This window comes from Candidatus Kosakonia sp. 282A-S69 (genome assembly GCF_029433855.1).
Classification (GTDB): Bacteria; Pseudomonadota; Gammaproteobacteria; order Enterobacterales; family Enterobacteriaceae; genus Kosakonia; species Kosakonia cowanii_A.
In genome coordinates this window covers 1256957-1279518 of record NZ_JAROAU010000003.1, presented here as the reverse complement: position 1 = coordinate 1279518, position 22562 = coordinate 1256957, and the positions used below count along the sequence as shown (strand labels likewise).

Annotated in this window: 23 protein-coding genes; 11 read left to right on the top strand and 12 right to left on the bottom strand. The window is 57.3% G+C overall.

All coding sequences use genetic code 11. The annotated features are described in order from the left end of the window. Nucleotides 1-293 precede the first annotated feature (293 nt). Both PU683_RS11730 and pyk read left to right on the top strand, forming a co-directional pair. Nucleotides 294-1163 carry a MurR/RpiR family transcriptional regulator gene (locus PU683_RS11730; protein WP_277171593.1) on the top strand — a complete coding sequence of 290 codons (870 nt, stop codon included), beginning with the start codon at nucleotides 294-296 and terminating at the stop codon, nucleotides 1161-1163. Between the two features lie 124 nt (nucleotides 1164-1287). Next, nucleotides 1288-2730 (top strand): pyruvate kinase, encoded by a 1443-nt coding sequence (gene pyk / locus PU683_RS11725; RefSeq protein WP_277171592.1) that lies wholly within the window; start codon nucleotides 1288-1290, stop codon nucleotides 2728-2730. 51 nt (nucleotides 2731-2781) lie between these two features. On the opposite strand, the gene lpxM is transcribed toward pyk, so the two are convergent. The 3 genes from lpxM to znuA all read right to left on the bottom strand — a co-directional run bounded on the left by lpxM (nucleotide 2782) and on the right by znuA (nucleotide 6165). Beyond that, nucleotides 2782-3753: a lauroyl-Kdo(2)-lipid IV(A) myristoyltransferase gene (gene lpxM, locus PU683_RS11720; RefSeq protein WP_277171591.1), complete on the bottom strand. Its 972-nt coding sequence runs from the start codon at nucleotides 3751-3753 to the stop codon at nucleotides 2782-2784. 126 nt (nucleotides 3754-3879) lie between these two features. Further along, nucleotides 3880-5205 carry a murein DD-endopeptidase MepM gene (gene mepM, locus PU683_RS11715; protein WP_277171590.1) on the bottom strand — a complete coding sequence of 442 codons (1326 nt, stop codon included), beginning with the start codon at nucleotides 5203-5205 and terminating at the stop codon, nucleotides 3880-3882. Nucleotides 5206-5220: 15 nt separating this feature from the next. Beyond that, nucleotides 5221-6165, bottom strand: a complete 945-nt coding sequence (znuA, locus tag PU683_RS11710; RefSeq protein ID WP_277171589.1) for a zinc ABC transporter substrate-binding protein ZnuA — start codon at nucleotides 6163-6165, stop codon at nucleotides 5221-5223. A 78-nt stretch (nucleotides 6166-6243) separates the two neighbouring features. Between znuA and znuC the strand changes: the two genes are divergently transcribed. Together znuC and znuB are read left to right on the top strand one after the other, a co-directional pair. Continuing rightward, nucleotides 6244-6999, top strand: a complete 756-nt coding sequence (gene znuC / locus PU683_RS11705; RefSeq protein ID WP_023480032.1) for a zinc ABC transporter ATP-binding protein ZnuC — start codon at nucleotides 6244-6246, stop codon at nucleotides 6997-6999. Continuing rightward, the gene (znuB, locus tag PU683_RS11700; protein ID WP_277171588.1) at nucleotides 6996-7781 is read left to right on the top strand and encodes a zinc ABC transporter permease subunit ZnuB; all 786 of its coding nucleotides are present in this window, start codon (nucleotides 6996-6998) and stop codon (nucleotides 7779-7781) included. Before znuC ends, znuB begins: the two co-directional genes overlap by 4 nt. A 34-nt stretch (nucleotides 7782-7815) precedes the next feature. On the opposite strand, the gene ruvB is transcribed toward znuB, so the two are convergent. From ruvB to PU683_RS11685, 3 genes are all read right to left on the bottom strand, one after another. After that, complete coding sequence (gene ruvB / locus PU683_RS11695; RefSeq protein WP_023480019.1) at nucleotides 7816-8826, bottom strand: Holliday junction branch migration DNA helicase RuvB; 1011 nt, start codon at nucleotides 8824-8826, stop codon at nucleotides 7816-7818. Nucleotides 8827-8834: 8 nt separating this feature from the next. Next, entirely contained in the window at nucleotides 8835-9446 is a 612-nt protein-coding gene (ruvA, locus tag PU683_RS11690; protein ID WP_277171587.1) for a Holliday junction branch migration protein RuvA, read from the bottom strand. A 100-nt stretch (nucleotides 9447-9546) separates the two neighbouring features. Continuing rightward, nucleotides 9547-10428, bottom strand: coding sequence for an SDR family oxidoreductase (locus tag PU683_RS11685; RefSeq protein WP_277171586.1), 882 nt, complete (start codon nucleotides 10426-10428; stop codon nucleotides 9547-9549). 93 nt (nucleotides 10429-10521) lie between these two features. Here PU683_RS11685 and PU683_RS11680 point away from each other — a divergent pair, with 93 nt between their 5' ends. Next, nucleotides 10522-11343 (top strand): helix-turn-helix transcriptional regulator, encoded by an 822-nt coding sequence (locus tag PU683_RS11680; protein ID WP_277171585.1) that lies wholly within the window; start codon nucleotides 10522-10524, stop codon nucleotides 11341-11343. Between the two features lie 24 nt (nucleotides 11344-11367). Here PU683_RS11680 and ruvC read toward each other — a convergent pair whose 3' ends face one another. The 4 genes from ruvC to aspS form a co-directional block, all read right to left on the bottom strand. Continuing rightward, entirely contained in the window at nucleotides 11368-11889 is a 522-nt protein-coding gene (gene ruvC / locus PU683_RS11675; protein ID WP_023480016.1) for a crossover junction endodeoxyribonuclease RuvC, read from the bottom strand. A 162-nt stretch (nucleotides 11890-12051) separates the two neighbouring features. Then, nucleotides 12052-12792 (bottom strand): YebC/PmpR family DNA-binding transcriptional regulator, encoded by a 741-nt coding sequence (locus PU683_RS11670; protein WP_023480072.1) that lies wholly within the window; start codon nucleotides 12790-12792, stop codon nucleotides 12052-12054. A 27-nt stretch (nucleotides 12793-12819) separates the two neighbouring features. After that, nucleotides 12820-13263: a dihydroneopterin triphosphate diphosphatase gene (gene nudB / locus PU683_RS11665; protein WP_277171584.1), complete on the bottom strand. Its 444-nt coding sequence runs from the start codon at nucleotides 13261-13263 to the stop codon at nucleotides 12820-12822. 1 nt (nucleotide 13264) lies between these two features. After that, nucleotides 13265-15043: an aspartate--tRNA ligase gene (aspS, locus tag PU683_RS11660; RefSeq protein ID WP_277171583.1), complete on the bottom strand. Its 1779-nt coding sequence runs from the start codon at nucleotides 15041-15043 to the stop codon at nucleotides 13265-13267. Between the two features lie 265 nt (nucleotides 15044-15308). Here aspS and PU683_RS11655 point away from each other — a divergent pair, with 265 nt between their 5' ends. Genes PU683_RS11655 through cmoB form a run of 5 tightly spaced genes read left to right on the top strand, consistent with a single transcriptional unit; the run spans nucleotide 15309 to nucleotide 18886 of the window. Next, nucleotides 15309-15875, top strand: coding sequence for a hydrolase (locus tag PU683_RS11655; protein WP_277171582.1), 567 nt, complete (start codon nucleotides 15309-15311; stop codon nucleotides 15873-15875). After that, complete coding sequence (locus tag PU683_RS11650; protein ID WP_277171581.1) at nucleotides 15872-16690, top strand: DUF72 domain-containing protein; 819 nt, start codon at nucleotides 15872-15874, stop codon at nucleotides 16688-16690. The genes PU683_RS11655 and PU683_RS11650 overlap by 4 nt, the downstream gene beginning before the upstream one ends. Before the next feature lie 52 nt (nucleotides 16691-16742). Further along, nucleotides 16743-17138, top strand: a complete 396-nt coding sequence (locus PU683_RS11645) for an MAPEG family protein (protein ID WP_277171580.1) — start codon at nucleotides 16743-16745, stop codon at nucleotides 17136-17138. A 39-nt stretch (nucleotides 17139-17177) separates the two neighbouring features. Beyond that, nucleotides 17178-17918 (top strand): carboxy-S-adenosyl-L-methionine synthase CmoA, encoded by a 741-nt coding sequence (cmoA, locus tag PU683_RS11640; protein ID WP_277171579.1) that lies wholly within the window; start codon nucleotides 17178-17180, stop codon nucleotides 17916-17918. Next, complete coding sequence (cmoB, locus tag PU683_RS11635) at nucleotides 17915-18886, top strand: tRNA 5-methoxyuridine(34)/uridine 5-oxyacetic acid(34) synthase CmoB (protein WP_277171578.1); 972 nt, start codon at nucleotides 17915-17917, stop codon at nucleotides 18884-18886. The genes cmoA and cmoB overlap by 4 nt, the downstream gene beginning before the upstream one ends. Nucleotides 18887-18968: 82 nt before the next feature. Here cmoB and cutC read toward each other — a convergent pair whose 3' ends face one another. Together cutC and PU683_RS11625 are read right to left on the bottom strand one after the other, a co-directional pair. Next, nucleotides 18969-19712: a copper homeostasis protein CutC gene (cutC, locus tag PU683_RS11630; protein ID WP_277171577.1), complete on the bottom strand. Its 744-nt coding sequence runs from the start codon at nucleotides 19710-19712 to the stop codon at nucleotides 18969-18971. Between the two features lie 52 nt (nucleotides 19713-19764). Beyond that, nucleotides 19765-20325, bottom strand: coding sequence for a VOC family protein (locus PU683_RS11625; RefSeq protein WP_277171576.1), 561 nt, complete (start codon nucleotides 20323-20325; stop codon nucleotides 19765-19767). Nucleotides 20326-20470: 145 nt separating this feature from the next. Between PU683_RS11625 and argS the strand changes: the two genes are divergently transcribed. Next, nucleotides 20471-22204: an arginine--tRNA ligase gene (argS, locus tag PU683_RS11620; protein WP_277171575.1), complete on the top strand. Its 1734-nt coding sequence runs from the start codon at nucleotides 20471-20473 to the stop codon at nucleotides 22202-22204. The last annotated feature ends 358 nt before the right edge of the window (nucleotides 22205-22562 follow it).

The following is a 22562-nucleotide window of genomic DNA, read 5'->3' as shown; positions in this document are numbered from 1 at the left end:
AATTTTATTACACTGCACTGTACTGCTTTTACGTAATTCCCGAAACTATCAGGCCTTGTCAGGAAGTGCGTTATTGGGTCGTCATAAAAAATGGCCATATTTGCGCCAATTGCGCCGCTTATTTGCCCGCCAGCCGCTGGCGAAAATCCGACTTTGATCATGTTATGAAAAAAAACAACAACATTTCAGCGTACTGCTTACCTTTCTACCCTGCGCAGGCGTAATATCGACGCAAACTGCGTAACGATTCGCGCAATCAGTGTAATCGTTTCACCAGGAGCGCATTAACGCCTATGAATATGCTGGAAAAAATCCAGTCCCGACTGGAACACCTTAGCAAATCAGAACGAAAAGTCGCGGAAGTGATCCTCATCGCGCCGCAGCTGGCCATCCACTCCAGCATTGCCGCACTTGCGCAACAAGCGGAGGTCAGTGAACCGACGGTAAACCGCTTTTGTCGCAGCCTCGATACGCGCGGCTTCCCCGACTTTAAGCTGCATCTGGCGCAGAGCCTCGCCAACGGCACGCCCTATGTTAATCGAAATGTCGATGAAGATGACAGTGTTGAAGCCTACACCGGCAAAATCTTCGAGTCGGCAATGGCAAGCCTCGATCATGTGCGTCAGTCCCTTGATATGGCAGCAGTTAATCGCGCCGTCGATCTGCTAACGCAGGCGAAAAAAATTGCCTTCTTCGGTCTGGGCTCTTCCGCTGCCGTCGCCCACGATGCGATGAACAAGTTTTTCCGCTTCAACGTACCAGTGGTCTACTCCGATGACATTGTGCTGCAACGCATGAGCTGTATGAATTGTAGCGATGATGATGTCGTTATGTTGATTTCCCACACCGGGCGCACGAAAAGCCTGGTGGAGCTGGCGCATCTGGCGCGTGAAAACGATGCCATGGTGATTGCACTGACGTCTGCAGGAACGCCGCTGGCGCGTGAAGCAACCCTTGCTATCACGCTGGATGTCCCTGAAGATACAGATATCTATATGCCGATGGTCTCCCGGCTTGCGCAATTGACCGTCATTGATGTGCTGGCGACCGGATTCACGCTGCGGCGCGGGGCAAAATTCCGGGATAACTTGAAGCGAGTCAAAGAAGCACTCAAAGAATCGCGCTTTGATAAGGAATTGCTTATCAAAGACGATAACCGTTAAGAGACGATAACTAAAAAACGCTAGTTACTTACGCTATTCGGTTAGCGGCCTTGCCTGTCACGGCGCGCGTAACCCGAATTCATGTTCACGCAACACCTCGTTATTTCAGTCAACGGAGTATTACATGTCCAGAAGGCTTCGCAGAACCAAAATCGTCACCACTTTAGGCCCGGCCACCGACCGTGATAACAACCTCGAAAAGGTTATCGCTGCGGGCGCTAACGTGGTGCGGATGAACTTCTCACACGGAACACCGGAAGATCATAAATTACGCGCGGACAAAGTGCGTGAGATTGCGGCAAAACTGGGACGTCATGTTGCTATCCTTGGCGATCTACAAGGACCGAAGATTCGTGTCTCCACTTTTAAGGAAGGTAAGGTTTTCCTTAACGTCGGCGACAAATTCCTGCTCGACGCCAACCTTGGCAAAGGTGAAGGCGATAAAGAGAAAGTCGGTATCGACTACAAGGGCCTGCCTGCTGACGTCGTGCCGGGCGACATCCTGCTGCTGGATGATGGTCGCGTGCAGCTTAAAGTGCTGGAAGTTCAGGGCATGAAGGTCTTTACCGAAGTGACCGTCGGCGGCCCGCTCTCTAACAACAAAGGCATCAACAAGCTGGGCGGTGGCCTTTCTGCGGAAGCGCTAACCGATAAAGATAAAGCGGATATCGTGACCGCCGCGCTGATCGGCGTTGATTATCTCGCCGTCTCCTTCCCGCGCTGCGGGGAAGATCTCAACTATGCACGTCGCCTGGCGCGCGATGCAGGCTGCGATGCGAAGATTGTCGCTAAAGTCGAGCGTGCAGAAGCAGTGTGCAGCCAGGATGCGATGGACGATGTGATCCTCGCCTCCGACGTGGTGATGGTGGCTCGTGGCGACCTGGGGGTTGAAATTGGCGACCCGGAACTGGTAGGCATCCAGAAAGCGCTCATCCGCCGTGCGCGCCAGCTGAACCGCGCGGTGATCACCGCGACGCAGATGATGGAGTCGATGATCACCAACCCAATGCCGACCCGCGCGGAAGTGATGGACGTGGCGAATGCCGTGCTCGACGGCACCGATGCGGTGATGCTTTCAGCGGAAACCGCCGCCGGGCAATACCCTTCTGAAACCGTTGCCGCGATGGCGCGCGTCTGCCTGGGCGCAGAGAAGATCCCGAGCATTAACGTCTCCAAGCACCGCCTCGATATTCAGTTCGACAATGTTGAAGAGGCCATTGCCATGTCGGCGATGTATGCCGCCAACCACCTGAAAGGGGTGACGGCGATCATTTCGATGACTGAATCGGGCCGTACGGCGCTGATGACCTCGCGTATCAGCTCTGGTCTGCCGATCTTTGCCCTCTCCCGCCATGAGCGTACCCTTAACCTGACCGCGCTCTACCGCGGCGTGACGCCGGTCTATTTCGACAGCCATAACGACGGCGTTGCCGCGGCCAACGATGCGGTGAACCTGCTGCGTGATAAAGGTTACCTGCTCTCAGGCGATCTGGTGATCGTGACGCAGGGTGACGTGATGAGCACCATCGGCACCACCAACACCACGCGTATTCTCACCGTCGAATAACGGATTGCCCGGAAAGCAAAAGGCCTCTCGAAATGAGAGGCCTTTTTTGGGCTATTTCTTTTTATAGAGCTCTTTGCGCTTATAGGGTTCGATTTCGCCTGGCTTGCGCGTTTTCAGCAGCTTCAGGATCCAGGTGTACTGCTCCGGATGCGGGCCGACAAAGTTCTCCACCTCTTCATTCATCCGCCGCGCAATGGTGGTGTCATCTGCCGTCAGCAGATCGTCCATTGGCGGGCGCACCAGAATCTTCAGGCGGTGCGTTTCGGCATCATAAACCGGGAAAAGCGGCACCACACGGGCGCGGCACACTTTCATCAGGCGGCCAATCGCCGGCAGCGTCGCTTTGTAGGTGGCGAAGAAGTCGACGAACTCGCTCTGCTCGGGGCCGTGATCCTGATCCGGCAGATAGTATCCCCAGAAGCCGTTGCGTATTGAGTGGATAAAGGGCTTGATGCCGTCATTGCGCGCATGTAAGCGGCCACCGAAACGCAGGCGCACCTTGTTCCACATGTAGTCGAAAACTTTATTGCCCTGATTATGAAACATCGCTGCCATGCGCCTGCCCTGGGAGGACATCAGCATTGCCGGAATATCGACGCCCCAGGCGTGGGGAACGAGGAAAATGACGCGCTCATCGTTGCGGTGCATTTCGTCGATAATCTCTTTGCCCTGCCACTCAATACGGGAGGCAACTTTTTCCGTGCCGCGCAGCGCCATTTCAGCCATCAGCACCATCGCCTGCGGCGCGGTAGCAAACATATGATCGATGATCGCTTCGCGCTCGGCTTCACTCTTTTCAGGGAAGCAGTAATAGAGGTTAATCTGCGCACGACGGCGGGCGCTTTTTCCGCGTCGTCCGGCAAAACGTCCCAGTTTCGCCAGAAGCGGATCGCGAACAGAGGGCGGGATCAGGGCGACGCCGGCAAAAGCCAGCACCCCAAGCCAGGCGCCCCAGTGACGCGGATGGCGAAACTCGCCCTCAAACTGAGGAATGTATTCACTGTTATTTTTTTTCGTTTCCATGCATCGTCCGCTGGTCAAAAATCTCAACAAGATAAGGGGATAGTGTAGCGATGCGTTATCTTTCGCACAAAAGTAAAAGCCGATGCTAAGTCAGCACCGGCTTTGAACGCCTGATTATTACGCGAATTACTCCAGTCGCAGCTGAGGTAATACCTCTTTCACCTGCGCCAGGTAATCCTTACGATCCGAACCGCTCAGCCCTTCCGTTCTTGGCAGTTTAGCGGTCAGCGGGTTCACGGCCTGCTGGTTAATCCATACTTCATAGTGCAGATGTGGCCCGGTGGAGCGCCCGGTGTTGCCCGAGAGCGCGATACGATCGCCACGCTTCACTTTCTGACCGGGTTTCACCAGCAGCTTACGCAGGTGCATATAACGCGTGGTGTAGGTGCGCCCGTGGCGGATAGCAACATAGTTGCCCGCCGCGCCGCTGCGTTTCGCAATCACCACTTCACCGTCACCGACGGCCAGCACCGGCGTACCCTGTGGCAGAGCGAAGTCGACGCCTTTGTGCGGCGCAACACGCCCGGTGACCGGATTAAGGCGACGCGGGTTGAAGTTAGAGGAGACGCGGAACTGCTTCGCGGTCGGGAAACGCATAAACCCTTTCGCAAGCCCGGTGCCGTTACGATCGTAGAACTTGCCATCTTCGGCACGGAACGCGTAGTAATCTTTACCGTCAGAGCGCAAACGCACACCGAGCAACTGGCTCTGCTCCTGTTTGCCGTCGAGCATCTCACGGGACATCAATACAGAGAACTCATCGCCTTTTTTCAGTTTGCGGAAGTCCATTTGCCACTGCATCGCTTTGATGACAGCGCTGACTTCACCGCTGGTCAGGCCGGCCTCTTTCGCGCTGGCAACAAAACTGCCGCCAACCGTGCCTTTCATCACCTTATTGACCCAATCGCCCTGCTGCATCTCGCTGGACATCTTGAAGCCATTTTCCGTGCGGTCATAAGTACGGGTTTCGCGGCGTGACATCTCCCACGTCAGACGCTGCAGATCGCCATCGGCGGTCAGTGTCCACGAGAGCTGTTGCCCGATCTTCAGGTTACGCAGCTCTTTATCCGCAGCGGCAAGCTGGCTGATGTTGCCCATATCAATGCCGTACTGGTTCAGGATGCTGCTTAGGGTATCGCCGGTCGAGACAACATATTCGTGCACACCGGCTTCGTTGGCGGTTTTCTCATCCAGCTCATCTTGCGGAATATCGTCAACGTCATCCGCCGTGGACTGGTCGATAGGCTCACTGGCTTCAGGGAGTAAAGAGCGGATTTCACTCTTCGGCAGCTCGATGGCTTTGACAATCGGCGCGCTATTTTCGGGGTGATAAACGTAGGGCCGCCAGACGGCGACCGTGAGGGTCAGTACGGTGAGCGACCCCAGCATCACGCGATGGGGTCGCGGCAAATTGTTAAATGCCAGGGCGACAGAGCGGGCTATCTGTTGCACGTGTTCACTTCCTCGTTATTCTCCTTTCAGGCAGCTCGCATATTGGGAAGAAAGTTGCGTAAGGAACTGGGGATAGCTCTCTTTACCCAACTTGATACTGGTGCCGAGTGGATCCAGCGTTCCCATGCGAACGGAGGTTCCTCGTGCAACAGCTTCAACGACCGCTGGCCTGAACTGTGGCTCAGCAAAAACGCACGTCGCTTTTTGCTCAACCAACTGTGTTCTGATTTCATGTAAACGCTGCGCACCAGGCTGAATTTCAGGGTTGACGGTAAAGTGACCCAGCGGAGTCAGACCGTAGTGTTTTTCAAAGTAGCCGTAGGCGTCATGAAAAACGAAATACCCCTTCCCTTTCAGCGGTGCCAGCTCGTTACCGACCTGCTTATCGGCCTGGGCTAATGATGCCTCAAATGCCTTCAGGTTGGCGTCCAGCTTGGCTCGACTTTGCGGCATAACTTCCACTAATTTATCGTGGATTGCAACCGCCGAAAGCCGTGCAATCTCTGGGCTTAACCACAAATGCATGTTGTACTCGCCATGATGGTGATGATGCTCACTATTTTCGTCGTGATCGTGACCTTCATGCCCCTCATGCTCATCTTCTTCAGCGCCTTTGATCAGCTGCGATTTCACGCCATCGAGTTGCGCCATGACCACCTGTTTTTGCGCAGGTACCTGCCCGGCAGAACGTACCATGAAGGCTTCCATTTCCGGACCAACCCAAAAAAGTAAGTCCGCGTTTTGCAAGCGTTTTACATCCGATGGACGCAGAGCATAATCATGCTCGGAGGCGCCGTCTGGCAGGATAACTTCGGTGGTGGTCACGCCATCTGTAATGGCGGAGGCAATAAAACCCAGCGGCTTCAGAGAAGTGACGACGGCAGCGTTAGCGGATTGTGCTGTCAGGGCGAGAAACGCAGCGGAAAGCGCTGCGCAAAGAAGCGTATTTTTATGTAACATAATGCGTCTATTCATCGTAATGAGTGTGTGGAATGTGATATTATAACATTCGACAACTTCTGCAACCCCTTAAATGCTATGACGAATCTTATAACGCTTGAAAATGTCAGCGTCGCTTTCGGTCAACGCCGCGTGCTCTCTGACATCTCTTTAAATTTGCGTCCCGGTAAAATTCTTACGCTGCTCGGACCTAACGGCGCGGGAAAATCGACGCTGGTGCGCGTCGTACTGGGCCTGGTAGCACCCGACGCGGGGGTTATCAAGCGCGATAAGGCGTTGCGCATCGGCTATGTTCCGCAAAAACTGCAGCTCGACGCTACGCTACCTCTTACTGTAGGCCGCTTTATGCGCCTGCGCCCCGGCACACGTAAAGACGATCTTATCCCGGCGCTGAAACGCGTACAGGCTGCCCATCTTATCGATGCGCCAATGCAGAAACTCTCCGGCGGTGAAACGCAGCGCGTGCTGCTTGCCCGCGCTCTGCTCAATCAGCCGCAGCTGCTGGTGCTGGATGAGCCAACCCAGGGCGTCGACGTTAATGGCCAGGTTTCGCTCTATAACTTAATCGACGAGTTGCGCAAAGAGCTGGATTGCGCGGTGCTGATGGTCTCCCACGATCTGCACCTTGTGATGGCAAAGACCGATGAAGTGCTCTGCCTTAATCATCACATCTGCTGCTCCGGCACCCCGGAAGTGGTCTCGATGCATCCCGAATTTATCTCTATGTTCGGCCATCGCGGCGCAGAGCAGCTTGGCATTTACCGCCACAACCACAATCACCGCCACGATCTTCAGGGCCGCATTATTTTACGCCAGGGTAACGGACACTCATGATTGAACTTCTACTGCCCGGCTGGCTGGCCGGGGTTATGCTCGCCTGCGCCGCCGGGCCGCTTGGCTCATTTGTCGTCTGGCGACGGATGTCCTATTTCGGCGATACGCTGGCACATGCTTCTCTGCTCGGCGTCGCCTTTGGTTTGCTGCTGGATGTTAATCCGTTTTACGCGGTCATCGCCGTGACGTTACTGCTGGCGGCAGGCCTGGTATGGCTGGAAAAACGACCCCATCTGGCGATCGATACGCTGCTGGGTATTATGGCGCACAGCGCGCTCTCGCTTGGCCTGGTCGTAGTCAGCCTGATGTCCAACATCCGCGTGGATTTGATGGCCTATCTCTTCGGTGACCTGCTGGCCGTTACGCCACAGGATCTGATCGCTATCGCCCTCGGCGTGGTACTGGTGGTGGGGATCTTGTTCTGGCAGTGGCGCAACCTGCTGTCGATGACTATCAGCCCGGAGCTGGCCTTTGTCGACGGTGTGAAATTACAGCGCGTGAAGCTGCTGCTGATGCTGGTTACCGCCCTCACCATTGGCGTGGCGATGAAGTTTGTCGGCGCGCTGATTATCACCTCCCTGCTGATCATCCCTGCCGCCACGGCGCGGCGCTTTGCCCGAACGCCGGAGCAGATGGCCGGGGTGGCTGTCGGCGTTGGGATGATTGCCGTCACCGGCGGGCTCACCTTCTCCGCCCTCTACGACACGCCAGCTGGCCCCTCTGTGGTGCTCTGCGCGGCAGTGCTGTTTATCTTCAGCATGATGAAAAAGAGCGCCAGCTAACGGCTCTGCCAGCGCCGGGCGGCGCTGGCAATGCTTAGGGCATTTCCGGCGGTGTAATGCCGAAGTGATCCCATGCGCGCGGCGTTGCCATGCGACCGCGTGGCGTACGCTGTAAAAAGCCCTGCTGAATCAGATAAGGCTCCAGCACATCTTCAATAGTCTCGCGCTCTTCGCCAATCGCCGCAGCAAGGTTATCCAGCCCCACCGGACCACCAAAGAATTTATCAATCACCGCCAGCAGCAGCTTGCGGTCCATATAGTCGAAGCCCTGGGCATCCACATTGAGCATATCAAGCGCCTGGGCGGCAATCTCTGCGTTGATGTCGCCATCGTGCTTCACTTCAGCGAAATCGCGCACGCGGCGCAGCAGGCGGTTGGCGATACGCGGCGTACCGCGTGAACGGCGCGCCACTTCCAGCGCGCCCTCTTCGCTCAGTTCCAGCCCCATAAAGCGCGCACTACGCCCGACGATATGCTGCAGATCCGCCACCTGGTAAAACTCCAGGCGCTGAACGATACCAAAACGATCGCGCAGCGGCGAAGTCAGCGAGCCCGCACGGGTCGTCGCGCCAATCAGCGTAAAGGGCGGCAGATCGATTTTGATAGAGCGCGCGGCCGGGCCTTCGCCAATCATGATATCGAGCTGATAATCCTCCATCGCCGGGTAGAGCACCTCTTCCACCACCGGCGACAGGCGATGAATCTCATCGATAAACAGCACGTCATGAGGTTCAAGGTTGGTCAGCATGGCGGCCAGATCGCCCGCTTTTTCCAGCACCGGGCCGGAGGTGGTGCGCAGATTAACGCCCATCTCGTTAGCGACGATATTTGCCAGCGTTGTTTTACCGAGCCCCGGCGGGCCGAAAATGAGCAGGTGATCCAGCGCATCGCCGCGCAGTTTGGCCGCCTGGATAAAGATCTCCATCTGCGAACGCACCTGCGGCTGTCCGATATACTCATCCAGCAGCTTTGGTCGAATCGCCCGATCCGCTACTTCTTCTACAATCGTGCTGGCGGCGGCTACCAGGCGGTCTGCTTCAATCATCCTCTACCTCACAACGCCGCACGCAGCGCTTCACGGATCAGGGTTTCACTGTTGGCGTCCGGACGCGCAATTTTGCTGATCATCCGGCTCGCTTCCTGCGGTTTATAGCCCAGCGACACCAGCGCGGCAACGGCTTCTTGCTCGGCATCATCCGTGGCCGGGCTGGCCGGCGAGGCCAGCACCAGATCTACCGCCGGCGTAAAGAGATCGCCATGCAGCCCTTTAAAGCGATCTTTCATTTCAACAATCAGGCGCTCAGCGGTCTTCTTACCAATGCCCGGCAACTTGACCAGCGCGGCGGGATCTTCACGCTCAACGGCATTAACAAACTGCTGAGCCGACATGCCGGAGAGGATCGCCAGCGCCAGCTTCGGACCGACACCGTTGGTTTTGATCAGCTCACGAAACAGGGTTCGCTCCTGTTTGTTGTTAAAGCCGTAGAGCAACTGCGCATCTTCACGCACCACAAACTGGGTAAAGACGGTCGCCTCTTTGCCGGCATCCGGCAATTCGTAGAAGCAGGTCATCGGCATATGAACTTCATACCCTACCCCTCCGACCTCGAGCAGGACCAGCGGGGGTTGTTTTTCGACAATAATGCCTCTGAGTCTGCCTATCACGTGACGCTCCTGCGCTAAGTGCTAAAAAAGTAATGCTGTATCATAAAAAAAGGCTGGATAGATATCCAGCCGATAATGAAGGAAAAAGCGCGAGCGTGCTTCAGGAATTCACGTAATAGTTCGCATCGTGCAGATCGGTTAATAAATCACGCCCTGCAGGTTGCCATCCCAGCGTTCTGCGCGTCTTTTCGCTTGAGGCCGACATCTCCATGCCAGCGAAGCTGGCAAACCCGCCAAAATGTGACGCGCCACGCGGCTCTGCGGGCACCCCGACCATTTTGCCGATAGCAATGGCAATCTCACGCATTGTGATCCCCTCTTCCGCCACCGCATGATACACCGGTTGCGTCACACCGCTTTCCAGCGCCAGCCGGTAGACATTTGCCGCGTCATTTCGGTGTACCGCCGACCAGCGGTTGTTCCCTTCCCCCTGCCACGCAGAAACCCCGCTCTGTTTCGCAAGCGCGATCAGGAAAGAGATAAAGCCACGATCGCCCACGCCATGTACCGTTGGCGCCAGCCGTACGCAGGCTGCCCGAACACCCTGTTGCGCAAGCGCCAGCGCGGCCTGTTCTGAGCGGCGCAGGTATTCCGGCCCGCTGGCGGGCGCGTCCTCTTCTGTCGCCGGGCGTCCTGCTGCCAGCCGCGCAAAGCCGGAGGTCACCAACAGGGGACGCGCACTTCCGCGCAGCGCGTCACCCAGCACGTTAATGGCGCGCTCATCCTGAGCGCAATTTTCTGCAAAGCGGGAGAAATCATGATTGAACGCGGTATGGATCACCGCATCGGCCTTTGCCGCCGCATCAAATAACACCTGGCTGTCGTCAAGCGTGCCGTAAACCACCTCTCCACCTGCGGCGATAAGCGCCCGGGCTTTCTCCTCATTACGCGCCAGGCCGCTCACCTGATGGCCCGCAGCTAATAACACCTCTGCTACTTTTGCGCCAACCCAGCCGGTCGCGCCCGTCAGAAAAAGATGCATCTGTCTCTCCTTATGTTGACTCGCGCCGCTATCCTGCTGAATATCCGCGATGGGGAAAAGTAGTGACATTATCGTGGTATAAGGACTAACAGGATGCAGAGCGCAAAAGATCTGGGCAGTTATCTGAAGTCCCGCCGGGCGCAGCTCGACCCGCAGGCGCTGGGTTTTCACACCGCGCGCCGACGCACACCGGGGCTGAGACGAGAAGAGGTGGCGCATCTGGCCTGCATTAGCGCCACCTGGTACACCTGGCTTGAACAGGGCCGCGGCGGGATGCCTTCACAGGAGGTACTGGAGCGAATTTGCCAGGCACTTTGCCTCGGCGGGCGTGAGCGCGAGTATCTGTTCCATCTTGCCCTGGGACGAGCACCGGGCGTTGACTATGCGCCAGCCGCAACGGTATCCGGCAGGCTACAGAAAGTGCTGGAGAGTATGCCCTGTAGCCCGGCGATGATCCGCAACGCCAGTTGGGATGTGCTTGCCTGGAACGCAGCCGCCACGGTGGTACTGGCCGATTACGCCACCCTTCCCGCTCAGGAGCGCAATATCCTGCGCCGCATCTTTCTTAACCCACAGACGCGTGCAGCCCAGGCTGACTGGCAGGAGCTAACGCGTTTTCTGGTGGCGGCATTTCGCGCAGAGACGACCCGGGCCGGTGCGTCACTTGAAGTCCAGCCGCTGGTCGAGGAGCTGAGCGCGGCGTCGCCGGAGTTTGCCAGACTATGGCAAAGCAATGATGTGGAGGTGATGGGCGAAGGCACAAAAGTGCTGTTCCATGCCAGCGCAGGTCGGCTCTCGCTGGAGTACTCCAGTTTTTCCGTTGAGGGGCAACCCGATCTTACGCTGGTGGTCTATAGCCCATCGGGCGAGGAAGATGCGGATAAAATCCGCTTGCTGTTACAACAGAAGAGATAAAAAAGCGCCGCAACCCGGCGCTTTTTAACGTAACCGACCACGCGCCAGGTTGAGCCGTGTGCTGCTCACCTGTAATGCGTTCTGGCTGACATGGCAGTGGGTAATGGCAATCGCCAGCGCATCGGCGGCGTCTGCCTGCGGGTTGGCGGGAAGTTTTAACAGCGTGCGCACCATGTGCTGCACCTGGCTCTTCTCCGCGCTACCAATGCCGACCACCGTCTGCTTAACCTGACGGGCGGCATACTCAAAGACCGGTAAGTCCTGATTGACGGCGGCGACAATCGCCACACCGCGCGCCTGCCCCAGTTTCAGCGCCGAGTCAGCGTTTTTCGCCATAAAGACCTGTTCGATAGCGAAAAAATCCGGCTGAAACTGCGTGATGATCTCCGACACGCCCGCATAAATCAGCTTCAGGCGCGACGGTAGATCGTCAACTTTCGTGCGGATGCAGCCGCTGCCAAGGTAGGTCAGCTGGCGGCCTGTCTGGCGGATCACACCATAACCGGTGATACGTGAACCCGGGTCGATCCCGAGAATAATCGCCATCGTGCCTCTCCGCTTAACTCAATAATTCCGCGACCTCTACCACCCCAAATATTTCCGTTCACCGGAGGGCGGCCACGCTGTGCACTCCCAGTCACAGAGATTCAATACGTGACCGGGACGCACCAGCAGAGCCACCGCCCTGTAGGCTGAAAATAGCGGGTATTACAGGGTTGCTGCGACTTCGTCGGAGATCTCACCGTTGTGATAAACCTCCTGCACATCGTCACAATCTTCGAGCATATCGATCAGGCGCAGCAGTTTTGGCGCGGTTTCCGCATCCATATCCGCTTTGGTCGACGGGATCATCGACACTTCAGCGTTGTCCGCTTTCAGGCCGGCAGCTTCCAGCGCATCGCGCACGGCACCCATCTCTTCCCAGGCGGTATAAACGTCAATCGCGCCATCGTCGTAGGTCACCACATCTTCAGCACCGGCTTCCAGCGCCGCTTCCATAATGGTGTCTTCGTCGCCCGCTTCGAAAGAGATCACACCTTTCTTGCTGAACAGGTAGGCCACGGAGCCGTCGGTACCCAGGTTGCCGCCGCACTTGCTGAACGCGTGACGCACTTCGGCAACGGTACGGTTACGGTTGTCACTCAGACACTCGACCATTACCGCGGTGCCGCCAGGGCCGTAACCTTCATAAATGATGGTTTCCATGTTCGCGTCGTCATCGCCGCCGACACCGCGGGCGATGGCGCGGTTCAGGGTGTCACGCGTCATGTTGTTGGACAGCGCTTTATCTACCGCCGCGCGCAGACGCGGGTTAGAGGCAATATCGCCGCCGCCCAGACGTGCCGCTGTCACCAGCTCACGAATAATTTTGGTGAAGATCTTACCGCGTTTCGCATCCTGTGCCGCTTTGCGGTGTTTGGTGTTGGCCCATTTACTGTGACCTGCCATAAAAAATTCTCCAGAAAAAACCGCCGTTCAGGCGGCGTTAATAACAAATTCTTCAATCGCCTGCCGGTTGCTCCACGACTTGGTCAATGCCGCCGCAACGGGCGCATCAAGCCAGCGGTACGCCAGGTGTTCGGTAAACACAATCGGGCACTCGTGGGGCAGCGCCAAACAAAACCAGGATTCGGTGTTGTGTGTCACACCCGGCGCGTAGCGATGACGTAAATGACTGAAAATTTCAAATTCCACCGTGCGCTGGCAGTCAATCAGACGATGCGGCGCTGCGTCGGCATCGATATTGACCTCTTCCATCACTTCGCGCACGGCGGCCTGCAACGCGCTTTCACCCGGCTCCAGGCTGCCGGTGACCGACTGCCAGAAATCGGGATCGTCGCGTCGCTGCAACATCAGCACCCGTTTTGTCTCTTCGGCATAAATCACTACCAGCACAGAAACGGGGTGCTTAAAGGACATCTTATTTGCTCTCCGGCGTCTCTTTTTTGATAACCGAGATACCCAGCTCCGCCAGCGCGGCCGGGTTACCGAAGCTCGGCGCTTCAGTCATCAGACAGGCAGCCGCCGTGGTTTTCGGGAAAGCGATAACATCACGGATGTTGTCGGTGCCGGTCAGCAGCATGGTCAGGCGATCGAGACCAAACGCCAGACCCGCATGCGGCGGCGTACCGTATTTCAGCGCGTCGAGCAGGAAGCCGAACTTCTCGCGCTGCTCCTGCTCATTGATACCGAGAATGCCAAACACCGTCTGCTGCATTTCGCCGTTATGAATACGTACGGAACCGCCGCCCACTTCATAGCCATTGATAACCATATCGTAGGCGTTGGCAATCGCTGTTTCCGGTGCCGCTTTCAGCTCAGCCGGGCTCATATCACGCGGCGCGGTGAACGGGTGGTGCATCGCGGTCAGGCCGCCTTCGCCGTCGTCTTCAAACATCGGGAAGTCGATAACCCACAGCGGCGCCCATTTGTTTTCGTCGGTCAGGTTCAGGTCTTTACCCAGTTTCAGACGCAGCGCGCCCAGCGCATCGGCAACCACTCTCTTGTTATCAGCGCCGAAGAAGATCATGTCGCCATCCTGCGCACCGGTGCGCGACAGAATTTCACTCACAATCTCAGCGTTAAGGAATTTCGCCACCGGGCTGGTGATGCCCTCGAGGCCCTTCGCCGCTTCGTTAACTTTGATATAGGCAAGGCCTTTCGCGCCGTAAATTTCGACGAACTTGCCGTACTCATCAATCTGCTTACGGCTAAGCTGCGCGCCGCCCGGCACCCGCAGTGCAGCAACGCGGCCTTTGGCATCGTTGGCCGGGCCGGAGAAAACTTTAAACTCGACCGCTTTCAGCAAGTCGGCAACGTCCACCAGCTCCATCGGGTTACGCAGATCCGGCTTATCGGAACCGTAGCGACGCTCGGCTTCGGCAAAGGTCATGATGGGGAAATCACCGAGATCGACGCCTTTCACCTCCTGCCACAGCTGGCGAACCAGCGCTTCCATCACTTCACGCACCTGCGGCGCGGTCATGAAGGAGGTCTCCACATCGATCTGGGTAAACTCCGGCTGACGGTCAGCGCGCAAGTCTTCATCGCGGAAGCATTTGACGATCTGGTAGTAACGGTCGAAGCCGGACATCATCAGCAGCTGTTTAAAGAGCTGCGGCGACTGCGGCAGCGCGTAGAATTTGCCTTTATGAACGCGGCTCGGCACCAGATAATCGCGCGCGCCTTCCGGCGTCGCTTTGGTCAGCATCGGCGTTTCGATGTCGAGGAAACCGTGGTCATCCATAAAACGGCGCACGAAGCTGGTGATTTTCGCACGGGTCTTCAGACGCTGCGCCATCTCCGGACGACGCAGGTCGAGGTAGCGGTACTTCAGACGCGCTTCTTCAGTATTGACGTGGTTAGAATCGAGCGGCAGCGCGTCGGCGCGGTTGATAATGGTCAGTTCGGTGGCGAAGACTTCCACCTCACCGGTGGCCATCTCTTTGTTGGCGTTTTTGCCTTCGCGGGCGCGCACAGTACCGGTAATTTGAATGCAGAACTCATTACGCAGTTCAGAGGCGAGCTGGAACGCATCCTGACGGTCCGGGTCGAAAAACACCTGCACGATGCCTTCACGATCGCGCATATCGATAAAGATAAGGCTACCGAGGTCACGACGGCGGTTGACCCACCCACAAAGCGTTACTTGCTGTCCAACATGGGACTGATTGAGCTGCCCGCAATATACTGTACGCATGAGATATCCTTTAATTAGCTGCGCATGACCCACCACCTGCGGCGCAGGCGCGCTGGGGGCAGCTATTTTCGTATGTCACATCTGGATGAAAAAAGGGGGCTATTATACTGGAAATAATGACTCACGATAAGCCCGCTACCGACTGTACGCACGTTTGCTGCGCGCTTATTGCGCATTCTCACAAAATTTAACAAAAATTGTAAACCCGGCGCGCAGAAAGAGCGCGTAAGGTAACGCCCCAACGCAATTATTTTCAGGAGTGAAGATGCTGGAACTCAATACAGCGAAAACGGCACTGGTGGTTATCGATCTTCAGGAAGGCATTCTGCCCTTTGCTGGCGGCCCTCACGCTTCGCAGGATGTCGTGACGCGCTCGGCGCGGCTGGCGGAGAAGTTTCGCGCCAACGGCGCGCCGGTGGTACTGGTGCGCGTCGGCTGGTCGGCTGATTTTGCCGAAGCGCTGAAGCAGCCGGTGGATGCCGCAATGGGTGGTCACGGCCTGCCGGAAAACTGGTGGGACTACCCGGCTGCGCTTGGCAAGCAGGCTGGCGATATTGAAGTCACAAAACGCCAGTGGGGCGCTTTTTATGGTACCGATCTGGAGCTGCAGCTGCGCCGTCGCGGTATCGACACCATCGTGCTGTGCGGCATTTCGACCAATATTGGCGTCGAATCCACCGCCCGCAACGCGTGGGAGATGGGCTTTTCGCTGGTGATCGCCGAAGACGCCTGCAGCGCCGCCGATGCTGAACAGCATCAGGGCAGCATGAAAAACATCTTCCCGCGCATTGGTCGCGTGCGCAGCAGCGAAGAGATTATCGCCGCGTTATGATCTATATCGGCCTGCCGCAGTGGTCGCACCCAAAATGGGTGCGCCTTGGGATCACCTCCCTTGAGGAGTATGCCCGTCACTTCAATTGTGTCGAAGGCAACACCACGCTCTATGCGCTCCCGAAAGCGGAGATTGTCGCGCGCTGGCACGATCAAACCAGCGATGATTTCCGCTTCTGCTTTAAGTTTCCCGCCACCATCTCCCACCAGGCGGCGCTGCGAAACTGTGATGATTTAACCCACGAATTCTTTAGCCGCATGTCGCCGCTGGCGGGCAGGATTGGGCAATACTGGCTCCAGCTGCCTGCGACCTTTGGCCCGCGCGATCTCCCTGCGCTGTGGGCTTTTCTTGATGCACTCCCCGCAGGCTTTACCTACGGTGTCGAGGTGCGCCACCCCGCCTTCTTTGAAAAAGGCGAAGAGGAGAAAGCCCTCAACCAGGGGCTGCACGCCCGCAAGGTCAACCGGGTGATACTCGACAGCCGTCCGGTGCACAGCGCGAAACCGCACAGTGAAGCGGTGCGTGAAGCTCAGCGTAAGAAACCGAAAGTACCGGTGCACGCGCTGGTCACCGCCGCACATCCGATGGTGCGCTTTATCGGCAGTGACGACATGGCCCAGAACCGCCAGCTCTTCGCCGTCTGGTTAAACAAGCTGCCAACCTGGGAGCAGACCACCACCCCCTATCTGTTTCTGCATACGCCCGATATCGCCCACGCCCCGGAGCTGGTGGAGACCCTGTGGCAGGATCTTCGCACGGCGATGCCTGTCGTCGGCCAGGCCCCTTCCCTGCCGTTACAATCTTCTCTTTTTTAAGCGCAGCACCTATCATTGATGAGCCATCGCCGTAACCTTAAAGGGAGTTTGTATGGTAAGCGCGTTGTATGCCGTGCTGGGTGCATTGTTACTGGTTAAATTTGCTTCTGATGTGATTCGTCTGCGCAGGCAGTACCGCGTGAGCGTTGGCGACGGCGGGTTTAGTGAGTTGCAGAACGCGATGCGTATTCACGGTAACGCCGTTGAGTACATTCCTGTTGCGCTGATCCTGCTGCTGTTTATGGAGATGAACGGCGCGCAAAACTGGATGGTGCATCTCTGCGGCATGATGCTGATTGTCGGCCGCCTGATGCACTATTACGGTTTGCATCACCGGCTTATCTACTGGCGGCGCTACGGGATGGGTGCCACGCTCTGCTCCCTGCTGCTGATGGTGCTGGCCAACGTGTGGTATATGCCCTGGGAGTTGGTTTTCTCCCTGCGTTAGCGCACAATACGCCCCTTTGTTTTCCCGGATATTTACACTATGTCTCACCGCGACACGCTTTTTTCCGCGCCTATCGCCCGCCTCGGCGACTGGACCTTTGATGAACGGGTAGCTGAAGTCTTCCCGGATATGATCCAGCGTTCCGTTCCGGGTTACTCCAATATTATTTCGATGATTGGCATGCTGGCGGAGCGCTTCGTGCAGCCCGGCACGCAGGTTTACGATCTCGGCTGCTCGCTGGGCGCCGCCACGCTCTCGGTGCGCCGCAATATTCATCATGAAAATTGCAAAATTATTGCCGTCGATAACTCGCCCGCGATGGTTGAACGCTGCCGTCGTCATATTAATGCCTATAAAGCGCCAACGCCGGTTGAGGTGATTGAGGGCGATATCCGCGATATTGAGATTAATAACGCCTCGCTGGTGGTGCTCAACTTCACCCTGCAATTTCTCGAGCCTGACGACCGTCTAAAGCTGCTGCAAAAAGTTTACCAGGGGCTGAACCCCGGCGGCGCACTGGTACTGTCGGAGAAATTTAGTTTTGAAGATCACACCGTCGGCGAACTGTTGTTCAATATGCACCACGACTTCAAACGCGCGAATGGCTACAGCGAGCTGGAGATCAGCCAGAAGCGCAGCATGCTGGAGAATGTGATGCTGACGGATTCCGTTGAAGCCCATAAAGCGCGCCTGTATCGTGCAGGTTTTGAACACAGTGAATTGTGGTTCCAGTGCTTTAACTTCGGTTCTCTGGTGGCACTGAAGGCGGCGCAGTCATGATTGAGTTTGGCCGTTTTTATCAGCAGATCGCCACCGGTCCCCTAGCCCACTGGCTGGAGACCTTACCGGCGCAAATCGCCGCCTGGCAGCGCGAAACCCTGCACGGGCAGTTCAAGCAGTGGAACAACGCGGTTGAATTCCTTCCCAGCCTGACGCCGGACTCGGTCGATTTCGTCAATGGCGTCACCGCGCGTAGCGCTGAACCGTTAAGCGCCGGGCAGTTAAAGGGGATGGAGACGCTGCTGCGTAACCTGATGCCATGGCGCAAAGGGCCGTTTTCACTTTACGGTCTGGATATCGATACCGAATGGCGTTCGGACTGGAAGTGGGATCGCGTTCTGCCGCACCTGACTGACCTGCGCGGGCGCACCATTCTGGATGTCGGCTGCGGCAGCGGCTATCACCTGTGGCGCATGATTGGCGCTGGTGCGCAGCTGGCGGTCGGTATCGATCCGACGCAGCTTTTCCTCTGCCAGTTTGAAGCAGTGCGCAAGTTATTAGGCGACGATCGCCGCGCGCATCTGCTGCCGCTCGGCATTGAGCAGTTGCCAGCGCTGAACGCCTTCGACACCGTCTTTTCGATGGGCGTGCTCTATCACCGTCGCTCGCCGCTGGAGCACCTCTGGCAGTTGAAAGATCAACTGGTTAAAGAGGGTGAACTGGTGCTGGAAACACTGGTAGTGGAAGGCGATGAAAACACCGTGCTGGTGCCTGGCGACCGCTACGCGCAGATGCGTAACGTCTACTTTATCCCCTCCGCGCTGGCGCTGAAAAACTGGCTGGAGAAGTGTGGTTTTGTCGATGTCCGCATCGTTGATGCCAACGTGACAAGCTGCGATGAGCAGCGCCGCACGTCGTGGATGGTGACCGAATCGCTGGCCGATTTCCTCGATCAGAACGATCGGACTAAAACGGTAGAAGGCTATCCTGCGCCGCTGCGCGCGGTGCTGATTGCCCGTAAACCGTAGACAAAAAAAGGCCCCTGTTAATGGCAGGGGCCTGGTACAAGCAAGCATCACATTGGGCGACATGATGCGGCGGTAAAAACGGTTACTGGCGGTAGTTAACAATCAACGCTTTCATCTTTGCTACGGCCTCTTTGTCGACACCATAGCGGGCATACTCATCAGCGCTCGCATCGGACGACATGGATAAGCCGCTGTTGCGATAACGCATCGGCGAGGCTGTCCAGCGCCCCGCCGAGCTATGCACCTCTTTCACACCGGCGCGAAGAAAGACTTCGAGGTTGTCAGGACGCACGCCTGCGCCAGCCATAATGATTGGAACACCGGGAAGTGCATTTAGTTCCGTAATAAGTGAAACTCCTTTTTCCGCCGTTGCCTGCTGCCCCGATGTCAGGATGCGCGCTACGCCTGATTGTGCCAATATTTCAACGGCCTGGTGCGGATCGGCGCACATATCGAAGGCACGATGAAATGTCACCGCCATCCCCTCTGCGGCGCGCATTATCTGCTCCATTCTCGCCACATCGACTTCACCGTCCTCATTGAGCACGCCGGTCACTACGCCCGGAAAGCCAAGTTCACGCACCCGCGCGATATCCGCCAGCAGCACGCGAAACTCATCTTCGCGATAGCAAAAATCACCGCCGCGTGGTCGCACAATCGGGTGCACGGGAATGGTCACTGCCTCACGAACCGCCTGCAACGCCCCGAAGGATGGCGTCAGGCCGCCCTCTTTCGGCGCAGCGCAAAACTCAATACGATCGGCTCCATGCTGCTCGGCGATAAGCGCATCGTCGACGCCGTAACAGCAGATCTCCAGTAATGTCATGACTTCTCCTTTTCCTCTTATCGCCCGCGCAGACTGGCCTCACGCCTTGCCTTTACTGCTCGCTGACAACAATCGCCTCAATGCTCCACGGGTGAAACTTCACGGTTACCTTGCCATCCGTCACGGCCAGCGTCGGGTTGGGCAGCCGCTCGCGCTCGCCTTTTGGCGAACTGGTTTTTACCGCGATCCCAGGCTGGCTCAGCCCTTCGTCGGCCAGCAGCGCCAGCGCCCGCGCATTCAGGGTTTCCACCTCCCCCGGCAGGACGATTTCAATGTGCTCCCACCCTTCATGGGGATAGCGCTTCTCCCCCGGCCAGGGCAGCTCCACCACGCTGAATTGCCAGTGGGCAACGCAGACCGGTTCGCGCAATTTGAACAGGCAGATGGGGCGGCCATTAATAATATTTTCTGACAGCAGTTCGCCGCACTGCTCAAACCCGCGCCGCCAGCGCTCCGCCGTGGCGTTCTGATGGCACCGCAGGGAGATATGGTCGGCATCCAGGGGTGCGATAGCCAGCCCAAGACGGGAAGTGAAATTTTGCAGATCTGTCGCAAAACGCGGAAGATCTTCCACGATATCCTGCAACTCTTCGATAGTTTGCCAATGGCGCATAACAGTGCTCGCAACTCATAACAAAGCGCATAATCTACCGTGTTATGCGGTGCTGACGCCACCGGGCATTTGCAGTATACTCCCGCCTTTCATAAACACCCGGACGCCGCCCTCTTTCGCGGCGTCGCAAATGTAAGGTATCCCGGTGAATATTCAGGCACTTCTCTCAGAAAAAGTCAGTCAGGCCATGATTGCGGCAGGCGCCCCCGCAGAGTGCGAAGCGCAGGTCCGGCAGTCAGCAAAAGTTCAGTTTGGCGACTATCAGGCTAACGGCGTGATGGCAGTTGCAAAAAAACTGGGCATGGCCCCGCGACAACTCGCTGAGCAAGTTCTGACTCACCTCTCCCTCGATGGCATCGCCCATAAAGTGGAGATCGCAGGTCCAGGTTTTATCAATATTTTCCTCGCACCGGAGTTTCTCGCAGAGCACGTTGACCAGGCGCTGAAATCCAACCGCCTTGGCGTCAGTGTTCCTCAGCCGCAAACCATTGTGGTGGACTACTCCGCGCCAAACGTGGCGAAAGAGATGCATGTCGGTCACCTGCGCTCCACCATCATCGGTGACGCCGCCGTGCGCACCCTTGAGTTCCTCGGTCACAATGTGATTCGCGCGAACCATGTCGGCGACTGGGGCACCCAGTTCGGCATGCTGATCGCCTTCCTCGAACTCAAGCAGCAGGAGAACGCAGGAGAAATGGCGCTGGCGGATCTGGAAGGGTTCTACCGCGAAGCGAAAAAGCACTACGACGAAGATGCCGCGTTTGCCGAGCGCGCGCGCAGCTACGTGGTCAAACTGCAGGGCGGCGATGAGTACTGCCGCGAGATGTGGCGCAAGCTGGTCGATATCACCATGAGCCAGAACCAACAAGCCTATGAGCGCCTGAACGTTACCCTGACGCGCAAAGACGTGATGGGTGAAAGCCTCTATAACCCGATGCTGCCAGGCATCGTCGCCGATCTGAAAGCCAAAGGGCTGGCGGTCGAGAGCGAAGGCGCCACCGTGGTCTTCCTCGACGAATACAAAAACAAAGAGGGCGAACCGATGGGCGTCATCATCCAGAAGAAGGATGGCGGCTACCTCTACACCACTACGGATATCGCCTGCGCGAAGTACCGTTATGAAACCCTGCATGCCGATCGCGTGCTCTACTACATCGACTCCCGCCAACACCAGCATCTGATGCAGGCGTGGACCATCGTGCGTAAAGCGGGTTACGTGCCGGAATCGGTGCCGCTGGAGCACCACATGTTCGGCATGATGCTGGGTAAAGATGGCAAGCCGTTTAAAACCCGCGCGGGCGGTACGGTAAAACTCTCTGACCTGCTGGATGAAGCGCTTGAGCGCGCCCGTCGCCTGGTGGCTGAGAAGAACCCGGATATGCCGGCCGACGAGCTGGAGAAGCTGGCGAATGCGGTCGGTATTGGCGCGGTGAAATATGCCGATCTGTCAAAAAACCGCACCACCGATTACGTCTTCGACTGGGACAATATGCTGGCGTTTGAGGGTAACACCGCGCCCTATATGCAGTACGCCTATACCCGCGTGCTGTCGGTGTTCCGCAAAGCGGGCGTTGAGGAGCAGGTGCTGGAAAATGCGCAGGTCGCCATCCGCGAAGAGCGTGAAGCGCAGCTGGCCGCGCGTCTGCTGCAGTTTGAAGAGACCCTGAGCGTGGTTGCCCGTGAAGGCACGCCGCACGTGATGTGCGCTTACCTTTACGATGTCGCTGGCCTCTTCTCGGGCTTTTACGAGCACTGCCCGATCCTCACCGCCGAAAGCGATGAGATCCGCCTGAGCCGCCTGAAGCTGGCGCTGCTGACGTCGAAAACCCTGAAGCTGGGCCTGGAGACGCTGGGCATCGAAACCGTCGAGCGCATGTAATTGCCGGATGGCGGCTGCGCCTTATCCGGCCTACGCCACCATTCAGGCCACGTGACCCGTAGGCCTGATAAGCGAAGCGCCATCAGGCATGACGCCCGGTATACACCTCAACGCCGGATGGCGGCTGCGCCTTATCCGGCCTATGCCACCATTCAGGCCACGTGACCCGCAGGCCTGATAAGCGAAGCGCCATCAGGCAATGACGCCCGGTATACACCTCAACGCCGGATGGCGGCTGCGCCTTATCCGGCCTACGCCACCATTCAGGCCACGTGACCCGCAGGCCTGATAAGCGAAGCGCCATCAGGCATGACGCCCGGTATACACCTCAACGCCGGATGGCGGCTGCGCCTTATCC